Genomic DNA, 14,086 nt, shown 5'->3' with positions numbered 1-14,086 from the left:
ACACACTCCGGAAGGTAGAGATGGCAACAGATTCCACAATCGCCCGGCGCATCCTGGGCATGCAGCTGGAGACGCTGCGCGAGCGCGCCGACATCACCAGAGAGGCCGCAGCAACCGCGATCGCCTCGGCTCGGTCGACGATCTGGAAGATGGAGACCGGTCAACCCGTCCGCTTCAACCCTGTCCTGATCGAGCGACTGTGTCAGCTCTACAACGCCACTGAGAAGGAAACCCAGGTCGTACTCGAACTGGTGAAGGAAACCAAGGGCGCGAAAGGGTGGTGGCAGGCGTTCACCGATGACGCGATCCCGAAAGACTTCAACCTGTTCGTCGGCCTAGAAGATGCCGCCAACCGGATCACGTCGTACCAGACGACGTTCTTGCCTGGCCTGCTGCACACTGAGGAGTACAAGCGGGCGCTGATTTGGACGGAGTTCCCGAACAAGCCTGCCGAGGATGCTGAACGCATGTTGCAGGTCGGACTCAAACGCCGATCACGGCTCACCGACGAATCCAATCCCCTCACCTTGAATGTGCTTGTCGATGAGTCTGTGCTTCGACGCACGACAGGAAACACCGAAATCATGACTGCCCAGCTCCGACACTTGTTGGAGGTTGGACAGTTGCCGAACGTGTCGATCCGGGTTGTGCCCGCGTCAGTTGGCGCGTACCGCGCTCTTCTGGTCGGCATGTTCGTGCTGTTGGAGTTTCCGCGCCACCCGACCGCAGATTTGACGGTGCCACCTGTGGTCTATGTGCAAGGTTTCCTGGGCGACTTGTACCTTGAAAGCGCAGACGAGGTCCGGCAGTACCGTCAAGCCTGCGCCGAACTGGACCGTCTGGCGCTGGATGAGGCAGGCAGTCGAGCCCTCATCTCCAGGATTGCAAAGGAGTATGACCGTGAGCGTTGACCTATCCGGTGCGAAGTGGTTTAAGAGCAGCCGCAGCAGCGGGTCGAAGGATTGCGTCGAAGTCGCGTTCCTTGACGGTGGCCAGGTCGGCGTCCGCGACTCTAAGAATCCGACCGGCCCCGCCCTGGTGTTCACCCCCCGCGAGTGGGACGCATTCACCGCTGGCATGAACGACGGCGAGTTCAAGCGCCCGTAGCAGTAGCAACAATTGCGGCCCGGCACACTGTCAGCATGGACAGGGACCGGGCCGTTTTCGTTGAGATTCGCGGCGCTATGTGGCGGTGTTAGATAGCCGGTTCAGCCGTGCGTAGCCTGGCGGTCGAAGTTGGCGCGACTATGCGAGGCGCACATCCGCGGTCGCCAGTCCGAAGATCTTGCGACCTGCGGATTTGGCGACGATGACGATGACGGCGGTCCTGGTGTCGGGGTCTACCGACTTCACGCGCCCGGTGAACTCGACACTTCCGGCGGAGGCGGCTTCCACGATCGTGTAGTTCGAGAGCCGGACCGCGTACCTGGTCATCGCGCCCGGGTCACCCAGCCACTCGGTGACGAAGCCTGCTCCCAAACCCATCGTGAGCATGCCGTGCGCTATCACGTCCGGAAGGCCCGCGAGAGCCGCGATGTCGTCGTGCCAGTGGATCGGGTTGGCGTCTCCAGCGACGCCGGCGTAGTTCACCAGGTCGCCCCGCGTCAGCCGCGCGATCCGTGCGGGAAGCTCGTCACCGACCGAGATGTCCTCGAAGCGGATGCCGGTGCGCGGGACTCGCGTCCGGGCGGTCGTGGACTGGTGCGGGCGGGGCTCCGAAACCGGATGTGTCACCGTCTGCCTGTCCGCCGCTGCGTGGCCTGCGGTGGCGGTTCGAGAGGGCACATCGATACCGTGCATGACCACGCGCTCGATCGCGCCGCTGATGCCCGCGTCGACGTCCTCGCCGGTGATGCCGACGACGGTCGTGTGCATGACCTGCACAACCCGGCCTGTCCGGTCGGTGAAGGTGTTCTTGACGGTGAGCAGATCCTTGCCCGCTATGCGGCGAACCGAAGCGAGCTCGACATCGCTGATCAGCCGGTCACCGGCTACCACCGGGTGGTGCATCTCGAAGACCTGATCGGTTTGCACGAACACGTCGTAGCCGGTGATGACACTCTCGAAAAGCTTGCGGTTGGCGAGCATCGCGGCGATCGAGATGAATGTGGTCGGCGCGACCAGGCCCGCGTACCCGAGCTCATCGGCAGCGTCCTCGCTCCAGTGCGCGGGGTGGAAGTCCTGCACGGCTCGCGCGTACTCGCGGATCTTCTCCCGACCCACCTCGTAGTAGTCATCGACGCGATAGTGATGCCCCACCTGCCCGGCCACATCGAATGTCGCTTCCACCAAGCCGCTCCTCGCTTCGGATTCCTACAGGCCGCCCGATCGGGTAATCGCAGAACCCGACTTCACGAATGGACACCACTCTTTCACGACGCACGGCTATGTCCGGCAGAACAAGTCGAGGATGCCGACCGTCAGTACTCCCAAGTGTCTCGTGCGTGACTCCACGTCGCTTCGTGATCGGCAGCGGGTAGCGAACTGAGGATTCGGCTGTAGCAACGGTTTGCCGCTGCGAGCGCCGCGGCGAAGTCGTAATAGTCGGCAGCGAGCGGGCTCTCACGCGCCGTGGCTGACCACCTGGCCGGCCAGGTAGAGCCGGGACTCTCGAGGGTGGTGGGCAGTGCTGGGATGCTGCGGAGTGCTCTTTCGCGTTCGAGAGCGGTGACGGTGGAGGAAAGATCGATGGTGAGAAAGCTGCTGATCAATAGGAGATCCACCAGGTCGCGGTAGCGCCCTGACTCTGTACCGACGGCGCCATATACCTCATACATCGCGCAGATCTTGTCTGCGATCTGGTCGGCGAGCGGATAGAGCTGGGCGGTGGGCTCCTGCGAGAAGTCGTCGGTATCGACCAAGCGGGGGATGGGACGCCGCTCGACTTGCCCGACGAGTTCACGGCGGGCCGAGGAGAGGTCGATCGAAAAAGCGTCGAAAACTTTGCCGCCGAGCAACGCCTCGACACGCACAGTCACTCCCTTGCCGTTGCTCAACTGGGTTGGCGGCCCGACTTCGAAACGGAAGTGGTCGATAGCGTGGTCGCGACCGGCATGGCGCAAAGCTTCCACCGCCTCTGACATGTCCGTGGCTACGAGTAGGTCGATGTCCTTGCTGTAGCGCGCGTCAGGCAGGCGCACCATCATGCCGACTCCGCCTTTGAGGATCCATCCGTCAGGGTCCGCGTCGAAGACACGCGCCAGGAACCTGGCCATGACGAAGCGGCGGCGCACAAGGTTGAGGCTCTGTTTGTTCGCTTTCGCGTAGTTGTTCAGCCGGGTCGTAATGCTCGTCCGAACGGCATGGGGTGAGCGCGATGACGAGCTCATTGGTCGGGGCTACTCCTCATCCGTGTTGCGTGTGATGGTTTGCAGGACGACGGGATCGATCTTGCTCAGGCTTTCCGCTGCCTGCCGCAGCGACCTCAAGGTGTCGGGATCGATCCTCCGCAGTTGTGCGACGGCAGCCCGCAGGATGGATTCGAAAGCGGGAGCTTCAGGGTGGCGTCTCGCGATATCCGCCATGGTTAAGGTGTTGACCGGTACTCCCGCTTGCGCGATGAGCCCGTCGAGGAAGCCATGCCCGTCCAGCGCTCGATACCCATAGCCGAAGGCGTGGGGCGCGAGTACCGCGACGACCTCTTCGGTAGTGGTCAGGTTGCGAGTGAGCGCGTCCCGGACGACCGAAGCGAGATGTCCGGAATCGAGAGACGCTGCGGCGAGGTCGCTGATAGTGCGCTTGGGGGTTGTCACGGGTAGTTCATCGACTATCTGCCAGTCGTCGCGGGCGAGGTGGCCACGATGGACGGTGATGTCGGGCAGCGACAGCCGGATTCGCCGGGTAGCGGTCAGTTCCACGACATCGGCCTCCACGTCTCCTAGTTGGTGCAGTTCGGCGGCTGTTCGATGGGATAGCACACCGGTAGGCACTTCCTGCTCCAGGCGTTGCCACGCGACGAGGCCCGGATCCAGCGCGAACCACGCCACCCGCATCTCCAGATGCGCGTCGTGCGGAACGCGGGACAGCCGATAGAGGCCATGGTGAAGCCGCTCCAGGACTCCGGCGTCGGTCAGGCGCTTGAGCTGTTGCGGGGACACGGATGCGACTTCCCGCGCCTGTCGACTGGTGACAAGCCCCTTTTGCTCAGCTGCCAGAGAAATCAGCTGAGCGACGAGAGTATCTGGAGCCATGTCACGATGATAGCCATATCAGGCTACTTCTAAGCCATATGAAGTAATTTTCATGCCAATCTAGCGAAGCTTGGGCGGCGCGTTATCCAGCCGTACCCATCCTGCCCAAGGTGTCGAGCCGGTTATCCGAGAAGAAGACCCCGTTCCACCCGGAGTGCGCCGGGTGCAGTCGCACGTCCTCTACCTGCGTAAACGCCGAAAACCTGGGATCGGTAGGGCGGGAATCGTTCCTACATTTTTCTCAACGGCCCGACAGGAGGCCGGAGGAACCGAACCAGGGGCGCCGCCCCTCGAACGACAAGGACACAGACCATGAACACCACTTCGCTCCGCATCGCCGCCGCCGCCATCGCCGCTGCCGCCGCAGTCGGCGTGCTCACCGGATGCGGTGACAGCAAGGGCAGCTCGCCCGCCGCGCCCTCCTCGGCGCAGCCTGCGGCCCCGGCGGGCAAGTCGGTCGCTTCGGTCGACGGCAAGGCCTTCGACGCGAAGTTCGACACCACCTGCGCCAAGCAGGGCGGCACCCTGGCGCTCGCGCTGACCGACATCGCGAACTCCGCCTACGGCAACCTCTCGGTGAGCGCGACCATCACCGCCGCGAACACCGTGCAGGCGGTCGCGATCGCGGGCAGCAAGGGCGGCGACAACGGCCTGCCCTACGCGGTCGGCTTCGGCAACGGCATGCCCGGCGGCTCCGCCAAGGTCGTCAAGGACGGCAACACCTTCAAGGTCACCGGCGAGGGCGTGGGCGCCCCCGACTTGACCAACCCGCTGGCCGGGCCGAAGACGTCGAAGTTCGACATCACCTTCGCCTGCTCGTCCATCGTCGGCGCCTGATCGCCGCATGCCCTCCGATCCGCCCCCGTCATCCTGGCGACCCACCGGGATGACGGGGCGCGGTGAAATCTCGACTCTCACAAAGGAAGTGCCATGAAGAAGATCCGTTCGACCGCCCTCGCCCTCGGCGCCGCCGCGATCGGCTATTACGTCTACCACGCCGTCACCTACGTCCCCGCCAGCGAATGGGAGCCCGCCGGAATGGGTTGGCTCGGCGTCGAAATGGCGCTGCCGATCATCGCGCTCACCCTGATCCCCATCGTGTTCGCGTTCACCGGCGAAGGCATCCTGAGCGCGCTGACCGGACGCAACAGCGCGGAGTTCCGCGACGGGCTCACCGGCCTCGGCACCGTCCGATCGGTGCGGCAGACCGGCGTCACCGTCAACGACCAGCCGCAGGTCCACGTCGAGTTCAGCGTGGAAGGCTCGGACGGCAAGATCTTCCATTCCTCCGCGAAGATGATCGTGCCGCTCACCGAACTGGCCCTGCTGCGCGCCGGGGTGGTGCTGCCCGTGCGTTACCTGCCCGGCCGGACCGACAAGGTCGAGGTCGACCTGTCCGGCGACGCGGCCGCCGCGCAGCACGCGATGAACGAGTCCCTGATCCGCAAGGGCATCACCACGCGGCACAAGCTCGACATCGCCGAGCGCGGCATCGCCACCCAGGCGGTGGTGCAGTCGCTGTCGGTCACCGGCAATATCCGCGACGGACACTCCGAGGTCGAACTCGGACTGGTCGTCACCCGGCCCGATGGCTCGAGCTTCGCGACCCGCGTGACGAAGTTCCTCGCACCGGCCAGCGTCGGCCACGTGCAGGTGGGCCGGGTACTGCGGGCGCACTACCTTCCCGAGAACGAAAGCGAGGTCGTCATCGCCCTTCCGGTGAACGCCTGATGGGTGAGCCGGACGAAGCCGCCTTTCGACACCCATGCCGCGTCGATTCGAGATCATCGAATCGACGCGGCACTCGTTTGTTCCCAGGTCTGGCGGCCCGGCAATTTGAGGGTTACCTAATTGGGCGGTTGTTCACTTTGCCGTCCCTTCCGGATTGTCCGGATGGTTTACCGTGCGGCCATCGGCCAAACCCAGGAGTCACCGTGAGTCTTCAGCCACTCGCCCTTTTCGTGAAGCACGACGGACAGTCGTCGCGCGCTGCCGTGACATGTGAGTACAAGTGCGCGAACGCGTGCTTCCACGAGGCGCCGAACACCTCCTCGGGCGCCTACTTCGGTGACATCGTCAGCTCCCTGAACCGGCGCGGACTGATCAAGGGCGGTGCTGCCGCCGTGCTCGCGGTGGGTGCGGGCAGCGTCCTCGCGGCCTGCGGCGACGACAGCGAGCCGACCACAGTGGGCTCCACCTCGCCCGCGGGCCCGCCCGGAACCGGCACCGACTTCGCCGCCGTCGCGCCGAACAAGGAAGACGCCGTGGTGATCCCGGACGGCTACGAGCAGTCCGTCGTGATCCGCTGGGGCGACCCGCTGTTCCCGGACGCGCCCGCCTTCGACTTCGACAAGCAGACCGCCGCCGCGCAGGCCAAGCAGTTCGGCTACAACAACGACTTCGCCGCCCTCCTGACGATCGAGGGCCAGGCCAACGGCTATCTGCTGGTGGTCAATCACGAGTACACCACCAGCCCGCACATGTTCCGCGGCTACAACAAGGACGCGCCGACCGACGAGCAGATCGCGGTCACCATGGCGGCGCACGGCTTGACCGTGGTGGAGGTGAAGGGCGAAGCCGGTTCCGGCAAGCTCGTTCCCGCCTTCGGCAAGTACAACCGCAGGATCACCGCGAGCACCGAGTTCAAACTCACCGGTCCGGCCGCGGGCAGCGAGTTCGTGAAGACTTCGGCCGATCCGACCGGCACCAAGGTGCTCGGCACCTTCGCCAACTGTTCGGGCGGCCTGACGCCGTGGGGCACCGTGCTGTCCGGCGAGGAGAACTTCCACGGCTACTTCGCCAACGCGGACAAGGTGACCGAGTCGGCCGCCGCGCCGCGGCTGAAGCGCTACGGTTTCGCCGCGGGCAAGACCACCAACCTGTGGGAGCGCGCGGACAAGCGTTTCGATCTGGCGCAGGAACCCAACGAGGCCAACCGATTCGGGTACGTCATCGAGGTGGACCCGTGGGATCCGAACTCGACGCCGATCAAGCACACCGCGATGGGCCGGGTGAAGCACGAGGCCGCCACCATCTACGTCACCAAGAACGGCGATGTCGTCTCCTACACCGGCGACGACGAGAAGTTCGAGTACATGTACAAGTTCGTGTCCTCACGCAAGATCCAGCCGGGCACCGGCGCGGCGAGCATGCGGCAGAATCTGACCATCCTGGACGCGGGCACGCTGTATGTCGCCAAGCTCGCGGGCGATCACGCGGACAAGATCGACGGCACCGGCGCCAAGCCGTCCGACAAGGGCTTCACCGGCACCGGCCAGTGGATCCCGCTGCTGGAGACCGGCGCGGACGGCAAGGGCAAGTCGCTGGTCGAGGGCATGAGCGCGGAAGAGGTGGCGGTCTTCACCCGCCTGGCCGCCGACAAGGTGGGCGCGACCAAGATGGACCGCCCGGAGGACTTCGAGGCCAATCCCTACACCGGCAAGGTGTACGTGGCGCTGACCAACAACGACAACCGCGGCGCGGACGGCAAGCAGGGTCCGGACGAGGCGAACCCGCGCAAGCTGAACAAGAACGGCCAGATCCTGGAGATCGACGACAACCACACCGGCACCACGTTCACCTGGTCGCTGCTGCTGGTCTGCGGCGATCCCGCGGCGGCCGACACCTACTTCGCCGGGTACGACAAGTCCAAGGTCAGCCCGATCTCCTGCCCGGACAACCTGGCCTTCGACCCGTACGGCAACTTGTGGATCGCCACCGACGGCAACGCGTTGAAGTCGAACGACGGATTGTTCTCCGTGGTGCTCGACGGCCCGAATCGCGGCCGGACCAAGCAATTCCTCACCGTCCCGCGCGGTGCGGAGACCTGCGGTCCGGTGGTCAGCGAGGCGCGGGTCATGGTGTGTGTGCAGCATCCCGGCGAGGCCGACGACGCCACTCCGGAGAACCCGTTGTCGCACTGGCCCGACGGTGGCACGGCCCAGCCCCGCCCCTCGGTGGTGGCGGTCTGGAAGAAGGCCGGCGGCCGCATCGGGGTCTGATACCACAGCCGCGGCACCCCCGGCCCCCTGCAACCACGGCCACCCTCCGCGGCTTTCCCGCGAGTGGAGCCGCTACTCGACTGGGCGGGTAGCGGCTCCACTCTTGACTCGGCGTTTCCTCCCGACGCCGCTTCATCCGCCCAGCCAACCGGCGAACCGGCGGGTGAGGAACGGCATCACAACCCAGACCATGGCGGCCACGGCGATGGGAACGATGACGGCCAGCCGGAGCGCGGGCGGCAGCTGCTCGAGCTGCGGGGCGGTGGCAGTCACCAGGAGGACGAGCAGGGGATACAGGCCGACGACGGTCAGCAGCCAGATCTTCCATTTGGTCGGGCCGGTACCGGTTTCGGCGGTCACGAGCCGGCCGCCAGGATGTCGGTGACGAGGCGGACCGCCTCCGGGAGTTCGATGTGGTCCTCGGGGTAGTCGCCCAGATGCCGTCCGTCGGGAAGGACGACAGCGGCGGCGCCGAGGTTGCGGACCAGCAGGCCGACGTGTTCGACGGGGTCGGGGATATTGACCGGGTCGTCGATTGCGGAGAGGACGCGGAACTCGCCGGCGGCATTGCGAATTCGTTCCCAATCGAAGGGCTGCTCGAAGAATTCCGCCAATTCGGCGTATCCGACTTCGTGGGCGGCGGTGGATACCAGCACCGCCCCCGCGAAGCGGCCATGGGCGTCGGGATCGTGCTGTTCGAGCATGCGGAGTACGTTGACGCCGCCGATGCTGTGGCCGATCACGACCGTGTCGCGGGCTGGGCCGGCCTCGGAAGCTGCCGCCGCCAGAGTCTTTCGCCACGGGTCGAGGCGGGGTGCGCTGGGGTCGGGGAGGTTCGGGACGACCACTGTGTGGCCGAGCGCTGTCAGCTCCGTGGACAAGTAGGGGAACCACACGCTGTCGCCGGCCGCGTTGTAGCCGTGCGAGACGATGATCGTGCTCATCGGATTGTCACCTCTGACTCGTTTCAATCGAAACGCTCCGTAGCGTTTCGATAAAAATGTAGCAGACCGATACACTCGGCGCCATGACAATCGGTCGGACCGGCGGACGGCAGCGCAGCAGTTCCGCGCGACAGGCCGTCCTGTGCGCGACAGCCGAACTCCTGGACGAACAGGGCTACGGCAAGATCACCATCGAAGGTGTCGCCGCGCGCTCCGGCGTGGCCAAGAGCACGATCTATCGCTGGTGGAAATCCAAGCCTGCGCTGGTGATGGAGGCCCAGGCCGAGGCGGTCGCGCAGCGCATGCCGGAACCCGATACCGGATCCGCCGAGGCCGACCTGATCGCCTTCGCCGCCGCACTGTATCGCGTCGTCGAGTTCCCGCTCCGCGTCGAGGCGCTGCGCGGCATGATGGCCGAAGCCCAGCTCGACTCGGATTTCGCCGGTCATTTCCGCGAATGGGTGCAATCTCGCCGAAAAGTGGTGTCCGACATCCTCTCTCGCGGCGTAGCCCGTGGCGAACTCGCCGCCGACCTCGACCTCGACCACGCCACCGACCTGATCTTCGGCCCCTTCTGGTACCGCCTGCTCGTCGCCCATGCCCCGCTCGACCCCGCCGACGCCCCCGCGCACATCACCCGCCTCCTCGCCGGCCTTCGCCGCCCCTCTGTCGGCTGAAACCCGGAGGGAAGGTGTGGCGGTCGGTCGATGAAGGCCTACCCGCTGCCGGTGCCGCTCATGTTGGCGTAACCGGCGAAACTGCCCTGGGCGCCGCTGTAGACGTTGAGGTCGACGCGGCCCGCGATGCCCGGAATGGTGCCGCTGTCGGTGGTCTGCCAGAACGTCCAGGTGGACCAGCCGCCGGGGACCTCGGGTTGGGGGTTGCCCCGGTAGTCGGCGATCCACAGCGGGTACTCGGCGAACTCGTCGGTGTCGGCCATCGCGGTACGCCAGAAGTTGGGGTAGGTGTAGACGATCGGGGCGCGGCCGGTGAGCATTTCCACGGTGTTCAGATAGCGGCGGGTCCAGTCGATCAACGCCGCGGGGCCGAGACCGCCGGTGTTCTCCAGATCCAGCACCGGCGGCAGATCGAGCGGCCCGTTCTGTCCCAGCGCCACCGCCGCGTAGAGCGCGGCCTGCGGTTCGGGGGGCAGGTTGGGCCGGGCGTAGTGGTAGGTGCCCCGAGCCATTCCGGCCGCGCGCATCAGCAGGCTGTCGGGCACGAAGTACGGGTTGACGTAGCTGAGCCCCTCGGTGGCCTTGACCATGGCGAAGTCGTGGCCGGAGCGTTTGACCGCGAACCAGTCGATCACGGTCGCGTCGGTGTGCTGCCACGAGGAGACGTCCGGACCGGTCGGCGCGGCGGTCGCGGGTAGCGTGGCGGCGAGAATGCCGGACAGCGTGATCAGTGACAGCGCCGCGCCGCGGCGAGTGGTCGACCTCCAGATGTCCATGCCGCAGGACGATAGCCATTCGCTCTGGCCGTTACCAGTGTGACGGCTGGGGTGTCAGAAGTGTTCTGAGCTTTCACCCCATCCAATCCAGCACCGACGCCGCCGTCCACGACTGCTGCATGCTGCCGAGCGGCTCGCCGGTGAACGGCTCGTAGTACTCGGCGAAGCTGCCGTCGCTGGCCTGGCGCAAGCCCTCGGCGCGCAGCATGAACGAGCGCTCGGCCCAGCCGCGCCGAGCGAAGACCCAGGAGAACAGCCAGCTCATCACCGGCCACACCGGCCCGCGCCAATACTCACGGGAACGGAAGTCCTTGGACACCGGCGAGGTCGATGGCGGCAGCGCGTAACGCAGATCCGGATGGCCGCAGAAGCGCGGGCCCTCGAACAGGCGCAGCAGAGCGCGCTCGGTGTCGCGGGGGAGGCCGCCGCACAGCAGCGGCGCGAACATCGAGAGCGTCTCGGTGTTGATCCACCGCTGCAACCGCACGTCGAAATCGCGGGCCGCGCCGGTGCGGGCGTCGGCCGTCGCGACGACGCCCGCGCGGAACCGGTCGGCCCACGCGTAGAGATCGCGCACGTCGGCGTGGGGTTGCTTGTACTCCTCGCCGATATTGGCCAGCACCTCGCAGGCCAGCGCGAAGATTCCGGTGACGAACACGTCCTCGACGGCGAAGCTCATGGTCGAGGCGAGCTGATAGTCGTCATAACCCGCTCGGCGCATCTGCTCGACCAGCCACAGATAGCGGTCGTACTCGCGGTCGGTGGGGCGCTGGGTCGGATCGGAGACCACCAGCACGTCCTCACGGCGATAGGGCGGCAGATCGCCGGGGACCACGTGCTCGTAGGCGCGATCCCAGCGCGGCGAGTTGTCCATCCCGGACTCCCAGCCGTGATACAGCGTGATGCGGCCGGTCTCCTTGGGGTCGCGGGCATGCGCCAGCCAGCGGTGCCAGCGCACCAGATCCGGCCAGCGCCGGTTGAGGAACTCCTCGGCCACGGACCTGGTGCTGCGGCCGTGCCTGCGGGAATGATCCAGGATCCGCTGCACCGCGATGGCGTGCACGGGCGGCTGGGTGATCCCCGAGGTGTCCGGGCCGTCGGGCGCGTTGGCCGCCAGCTTGCGGCACTCCCAGCGGGCCGGGCCGGGGAAGTAACCGTCCACGCCGTTGGCGAAGACGATGTGCGGGATCATGCCGTTCTTCCACTGCGCGGACAGCAGGGTGTCCAGCTCGACCACGGCCCGCTCCACGCTCAGCGGCGCGAGCCCGACCGCGACGAATGCCGCGTCCCAGCTCCACATGTGCGGGTACAACCGGGGCGCCGCGCTGGTCATCGTGCCCAGGTCGTTGCCGCGCAGCAGGTAGGCAGCGCGGGCCGCGAGCTGAGTGGGGGTGAAGCCCGGATGTGCCATCCCCCTATTCTGCGATGTCACCCGCAGATATGCCCGCTCAGCGGTGTTCGTTTCGTCTCCATCAGATCGGCCTGTGGCCGCTTCGTGTTCGGCGGTTCTCACTTTCGCATGCCCCGTCCGTGATTCGCTGCTCGAGATTCTCGCCCCGAACCAGCCTGCATCGCTAGTCGTTCGTCCAGTGCTACGGGTTTTTACGCCTTCTTCACCCAGCCGGTTACGGTGGGGCCCATGACTTCCGCCGCGACCACGAAACCGACCGCGTTGATCACCGGCGCCAGTCGCGGCCTCGGCGCCGCGATCGCCAGGGAGCTCGCGCCGACCCACGACCTGCTGCTCGGCGCCCGGTCGGCGGAATCGCTGCGCGGCATCCTGACGGAGTTGCCCGACGCGCGGGGCTGGCCGGTCGAGTTGACCGACTACACCGCCGTCGCCGCGGCGGTCGAGCCGATCCGGAGCCTGAACGTGCTGGTGCACAACGCGGGCATCGCCGATCTCGGCACGATCGCGGAATCCACCGTCGAACAGTGGCGAAACACATTGGAAGCCAACGTTATCGCGGTCGCCGAACTCACCCGGCTGCTGCTGCCCGCGCTGCGGGCGGGCCAGGGTCACGTGGTGCTGATCAACTCGGGCGCGGGGCTGCGCGCCAATGCGGGCTGGGCCTCCTACGCGGCGAGCAAGTTCGGCCTGCGCGCCTTCGGCGACGCGCTGCGCCAGGAGGAGCCGGAGCTGCGGGTGACCTCGATCCATCCGGGCCGGATCGACACCGATATGCAGCGGGCGATCATCGCGGGCGAGGGGCGCGAGTACCGGGCCGAGGACTTCCTCGCCCCCGAGACCGTGGCGTACACGGTGCGTTCCGCCATCGACACCCCGCGCGACGCGCACCCCACCGAGGTCGTGCTCCGGCCGTACTGAGCCCGGAGTCACCCGGCGGCGCTCTTTCGGCCGAAGCGCTCGCTCGGCTGTCGGCGCGCACATCGCCGATTGTGTGTTCCGTCGGTACTGATCCCGTACAGGTCCGCCGACGCTGTATCGGCCCACGCGTTCCCCTCGCGACTGTCGCACGCACGTCGCCGATCGGCTTTTCGCCCGTGCGATCGACCTGCTGATCGACGGGGAGACGGGTGGCCACCGACCTGATGACGCGCTGTAGCTCACCGCCGTGCTCTCGTCCCTGTGATTTGCCCAACGGACCACGCGGGTTCAGGTTCCCGTCAAGTTCGCTCGTTAGCGTCCGGCCCCATCCCCGAGGGTTCGTCGCGGGGAGGTTCGAGCGAGCAAGAGGGATCGGGTTGTGGACAGACGTCGCATGCTGGCGTTGCTGACAGCGGGCGCGGCGGTCGCGCTGACCGGATGCGCGGTGGCCGAGGGCGACCCGATCGACAGCGGTTCCGCGGGCGGCGTGCCCCGGCCGCCCGCACCGCCGTTGTTGCCGCCTCCGCCCGGCGGACCGAAGACGCCGATCCCGGCGGGCACGATCACCGCGCTGCCGGGGCCGGGCAGCAGCATGGCGCTCACCGTGGACGACGGAGCCAGTCCCGAGGTCGTCGGCGCTTACATCCGATTCGCCAAGGACACCGGCGCGCGGTTCACCTTCTTCGTGACCGCCTACTACGACTCGTGGGCGATCCACCGGGCCGCCTTGCGGCCCTTGGTCGAATCCGGGCAGATCCAGCTCGGCAACCACACCTGGGATCACCCGGATCTGACCAAGCTGTCCGCGTCGGCCGTTGCCGGGCAGCTGGAGCGGGCGAAGACCTACCTGCGCCAGAACTTCGGGGTGGACGGCACCCCGTACTTCCGCCCGCCGTTCGGCAGGCACAACGCCACGGTCGACCGGGTGGCCGCCGACCTCGGCTACACCGTGCCCGCCATGTGGTACGGCTCACTGTCCGATTCCGGTGTGATCACCGAGGAGTATCTGATCGAATGCGCGCGGCGGTATTTCCAGCCGCAGACGATCGTCATCGGGCACGCCAACGCACCTGCAGTCACGCACTGCTACGGACAGCTGGTCGACATCATCAAGGAGCGCAACCTGTCCATGGTCACGCTCGACGACGTGCTGCTCCCGCCGCGCTGAC

General features: G+C 66.6%; 15 protein-coding genes. 8 read left to right on the top strand and 7 right to left on the bottom strand.

Annotated elements, in window-relative coordinates; translation table 11 throughout:
• The first annotated feature begins 20 nt into the window (after nt 1–20).
• Nucleotides 21–911 carry a helix-turn-helix transcriptional regulator gene (locus tag ABZ824_RS10650; protein WP_356963038.1) on the top strand — a complete coding sequence of 297 codons (891 nt, stop codon included), beginning with the start codon at nt 21–23 and terminating at the stop codon, nt 909–911.
• Entirely contained in the window at nt 901–1,107 is a 207-nt protein-coding gene (locus tag ABZ824_RS10645; protein WP_356963037.1) for a DUF397 domain-containing protein, read from the top strand. The genes ABZ824_RS10650 and ABZ824_RS10645 overlap by 11 nt, the downstream gene beginning before the upstream one ends.
• 138 nt (nt 1,108–1,245) lie before the next feature.
• Here ABZ824_RS10645 and ABZ824_RS10640 read toward each other — a convergent pair whose 3' ends face one another.
• The 3 genes from ABZ824_RS10640 to ABZ824_RS10630 form a co-directional block, all read right to left on the bottom strand.
• Nucleotides 1,246–2,292, bottom strand: coding sequence for a fused (3R)-hydroxyacyl-ACP dehydratase subunits HadA/HadB (locus tag ABZ824_RS10640; RefSeq protein ID WP_356963035.1), 1,047 nt, complete (start codon nt 2,290–2,292; stop codon nt 1,246–1,248).
• 128 nt (nt 2,293–2,420) lie between these two features.
• Complete coding sequence (locus ABZ824_RS10635) at nt 2,421–3,329, bottom strand: nucleotidyl transferase AbiEii/AbiGii toxin family protein (RefSeq protein ID WP_356963033.1); 909 nt, start codon at nt 3,327–3,329, stop codon at nt 2,421–2,423.
• Nucleotides 3,330–3,338: 9 nt separating this feature from the next.
• Nucleotides 3,339–4,190, bottom strand: a complete 852-nt coding sequence (locus ABZ824_RS10630) for a type IV toxin-antitoxin system AbiEi family antitoxin domain-containing protein (RefSeq protein ID WP_356963032.1) — start codon at nt 4,188–4,190, stop codon at nt 3,339–3,341.
• A 312-nt stretch (nt 4,191–4,502) separates the two neighbouring features.
• Between ABZ824_RS10630 and ABZ824_RS10625 the strand changes: the two genes are divergently transcribed.
• From ABZ824_RS10625 to ABZ824_RS10615, 3 genes are all read left to right on the top strand, one after another.
• Complete coding sequence (locus tag ABZ824_RS10625) at nt 4,503–5,027, top strand: lipoprotein LpqH (RefSeq protein WP_356963030.1); 525 nt, start codon at nt 4,503–4,505, stop codon at nt 5,025–5,027.
• Between the two features lie 93 nt (nt 5,028–5,120).
• Nucleotides 5,121–5,921, top strand: a complete 801-nt coding sequence (locus ABZ824_RS10620) for a hypothetical protein (protein WP_356963029.1) — start codon at nt 5,121–5,123, stop codon at nt 5,919–5,921.
• A gap of 203 nt (nt 5,922–6,124) precedes the next feature.
• A complete protein-coding gene (locus tag ABZ824_RS10615) occupies nt 6,125–8,191 on the top strand; it encodes a PhoX family phosphatase (protein ID WP_356963028.1) in 2,067 nt (688 codons plus the stop codon).
• Nucleotides 8,192–8,323: 132 nt separating this feature from the next.
• Here the strand turns inward: ABZ824_RS10615 and ABZ824_RS10610 are convergent, their stop codons facing one another.
• Nucleotides 8,324–8,551: a hypothetical protein gene (locus ABZ824_RS10610; RefSeq protein WP_051021448.1), complete on the bottom strand. Its 228-nt coding sequence runs from the start codon at nt 8,549–8,551 to the stop codon at nt 8,324–8,326.
• The gene (locus tag ABZ824_RS10605) at nt 8,548–9,135 is read right to left on the bottom strand and encodes an alpha/beta fold hydrolase (RefSeq protein ID WP_356963027.1); all 588 of its coding nucleotides are present in this window, start codon (nt 9,133–9,135) and stop codon (nt 8,548–8,550) included. Before ABZ824_RS10605 ends, ABZ824_RS10610 begins: the two co-directional genes overlap by 4 nt.
• 83 nt (nt 9,136–9,218) lie before the next feature.
• On the opposite strand from ABZ824_RS10605, the gene ABZ824_RS10600 reads away from it, so the two are divergent.
• Nucleotides 9,219–9,812 carry a TetR/AcrR family transcriptional regulator gene (locus ABZ824_RS10600; protein WP_356963025.1) on the top strand — a complete coding sequence of 198 codons (594 nt, stop codon included), beginning with the start codon at nt 9,219–9,221 and terminating at the stop codon, nt 9,810–9,812.
• A gap of 38 nt (nt 9,813–9,850) precedes the next feature.
• Here ABZ824_RS10600 and ABZ824_RS10595 read toward each other — a convergent pair whose 3' ends face one another.
• Both ABZ824_RS10595 and ABZ824_RS10590 read right to left on the bottom strand, forming a co-directional pair.
• Entirely contained in the window at nt 9,851–10,588 is a 738-nt protein-coding gene (locus ABZ824_RS10595) for a glycoside hydrolase family 25 protein (protein ID WP_356963023.1), read from the bottom strand.
• 73 nt (nt 10,589–10,661) lie between these two features.
• Nucleotides 10,662–11,999: a glycogen debranching protein gene (locus ABZ824_RS10590; RefSeq protein ID WP_355071273.1), complete on the bottom strand. Its 1,338-nt coding sequence runs from the start codon at nt 11,997–11,999 to the stop codon at nt 10,662–10,664.
• 228 nt (nt 12,000–12,227) lie between these two features.
• Here ABZ824_RS10590 and ABZ824_RS10585 point away from each other — a divergent pair, with 228 nt between their 5' ends.
• Complete coding sequence (locus tag ABZ824_RS10585; RefSeq protein ID WP_356963022.1) at nt 12,228–12,917, top strand: SDR family oxidoreductase; 690 nt, start codon at nt 12,228–12,230, stop codon at nt 12,915–12,917.
• 394 nt (nt 12,918–13,311) lie between these two features.
• Nucleotides 13,312–14,085: a polysaccharide deacetylase family protein gene (locus tag ABZ824_RS10580; RefSeq protein WP_356963485.1), complete on the top strand. Its 774-nt coding sequence runs from the start codon at nt 13,312–13,314 to the stop codon at nt 14,083–14,085.
• The last annotated feature ends 1 nt before the right edge of the window (nt 14,086 follow it).

The sequence above is a fragment of the Nocardia sp. NPDC047038 genome, assembly GCF_040644075.1.
Classification (GTDB): Bacteria; Actinomycetota; Actinomycetes; order Mycobacteriales; family Mycobacteriaceae; genus Nocardia; species Nocardia sichangensis.
The sequence above is the reverse complement of the archived record's forward strand: the minus strand, read 5'-3'. Positions and strand labels throughout refer to the sequence as shown.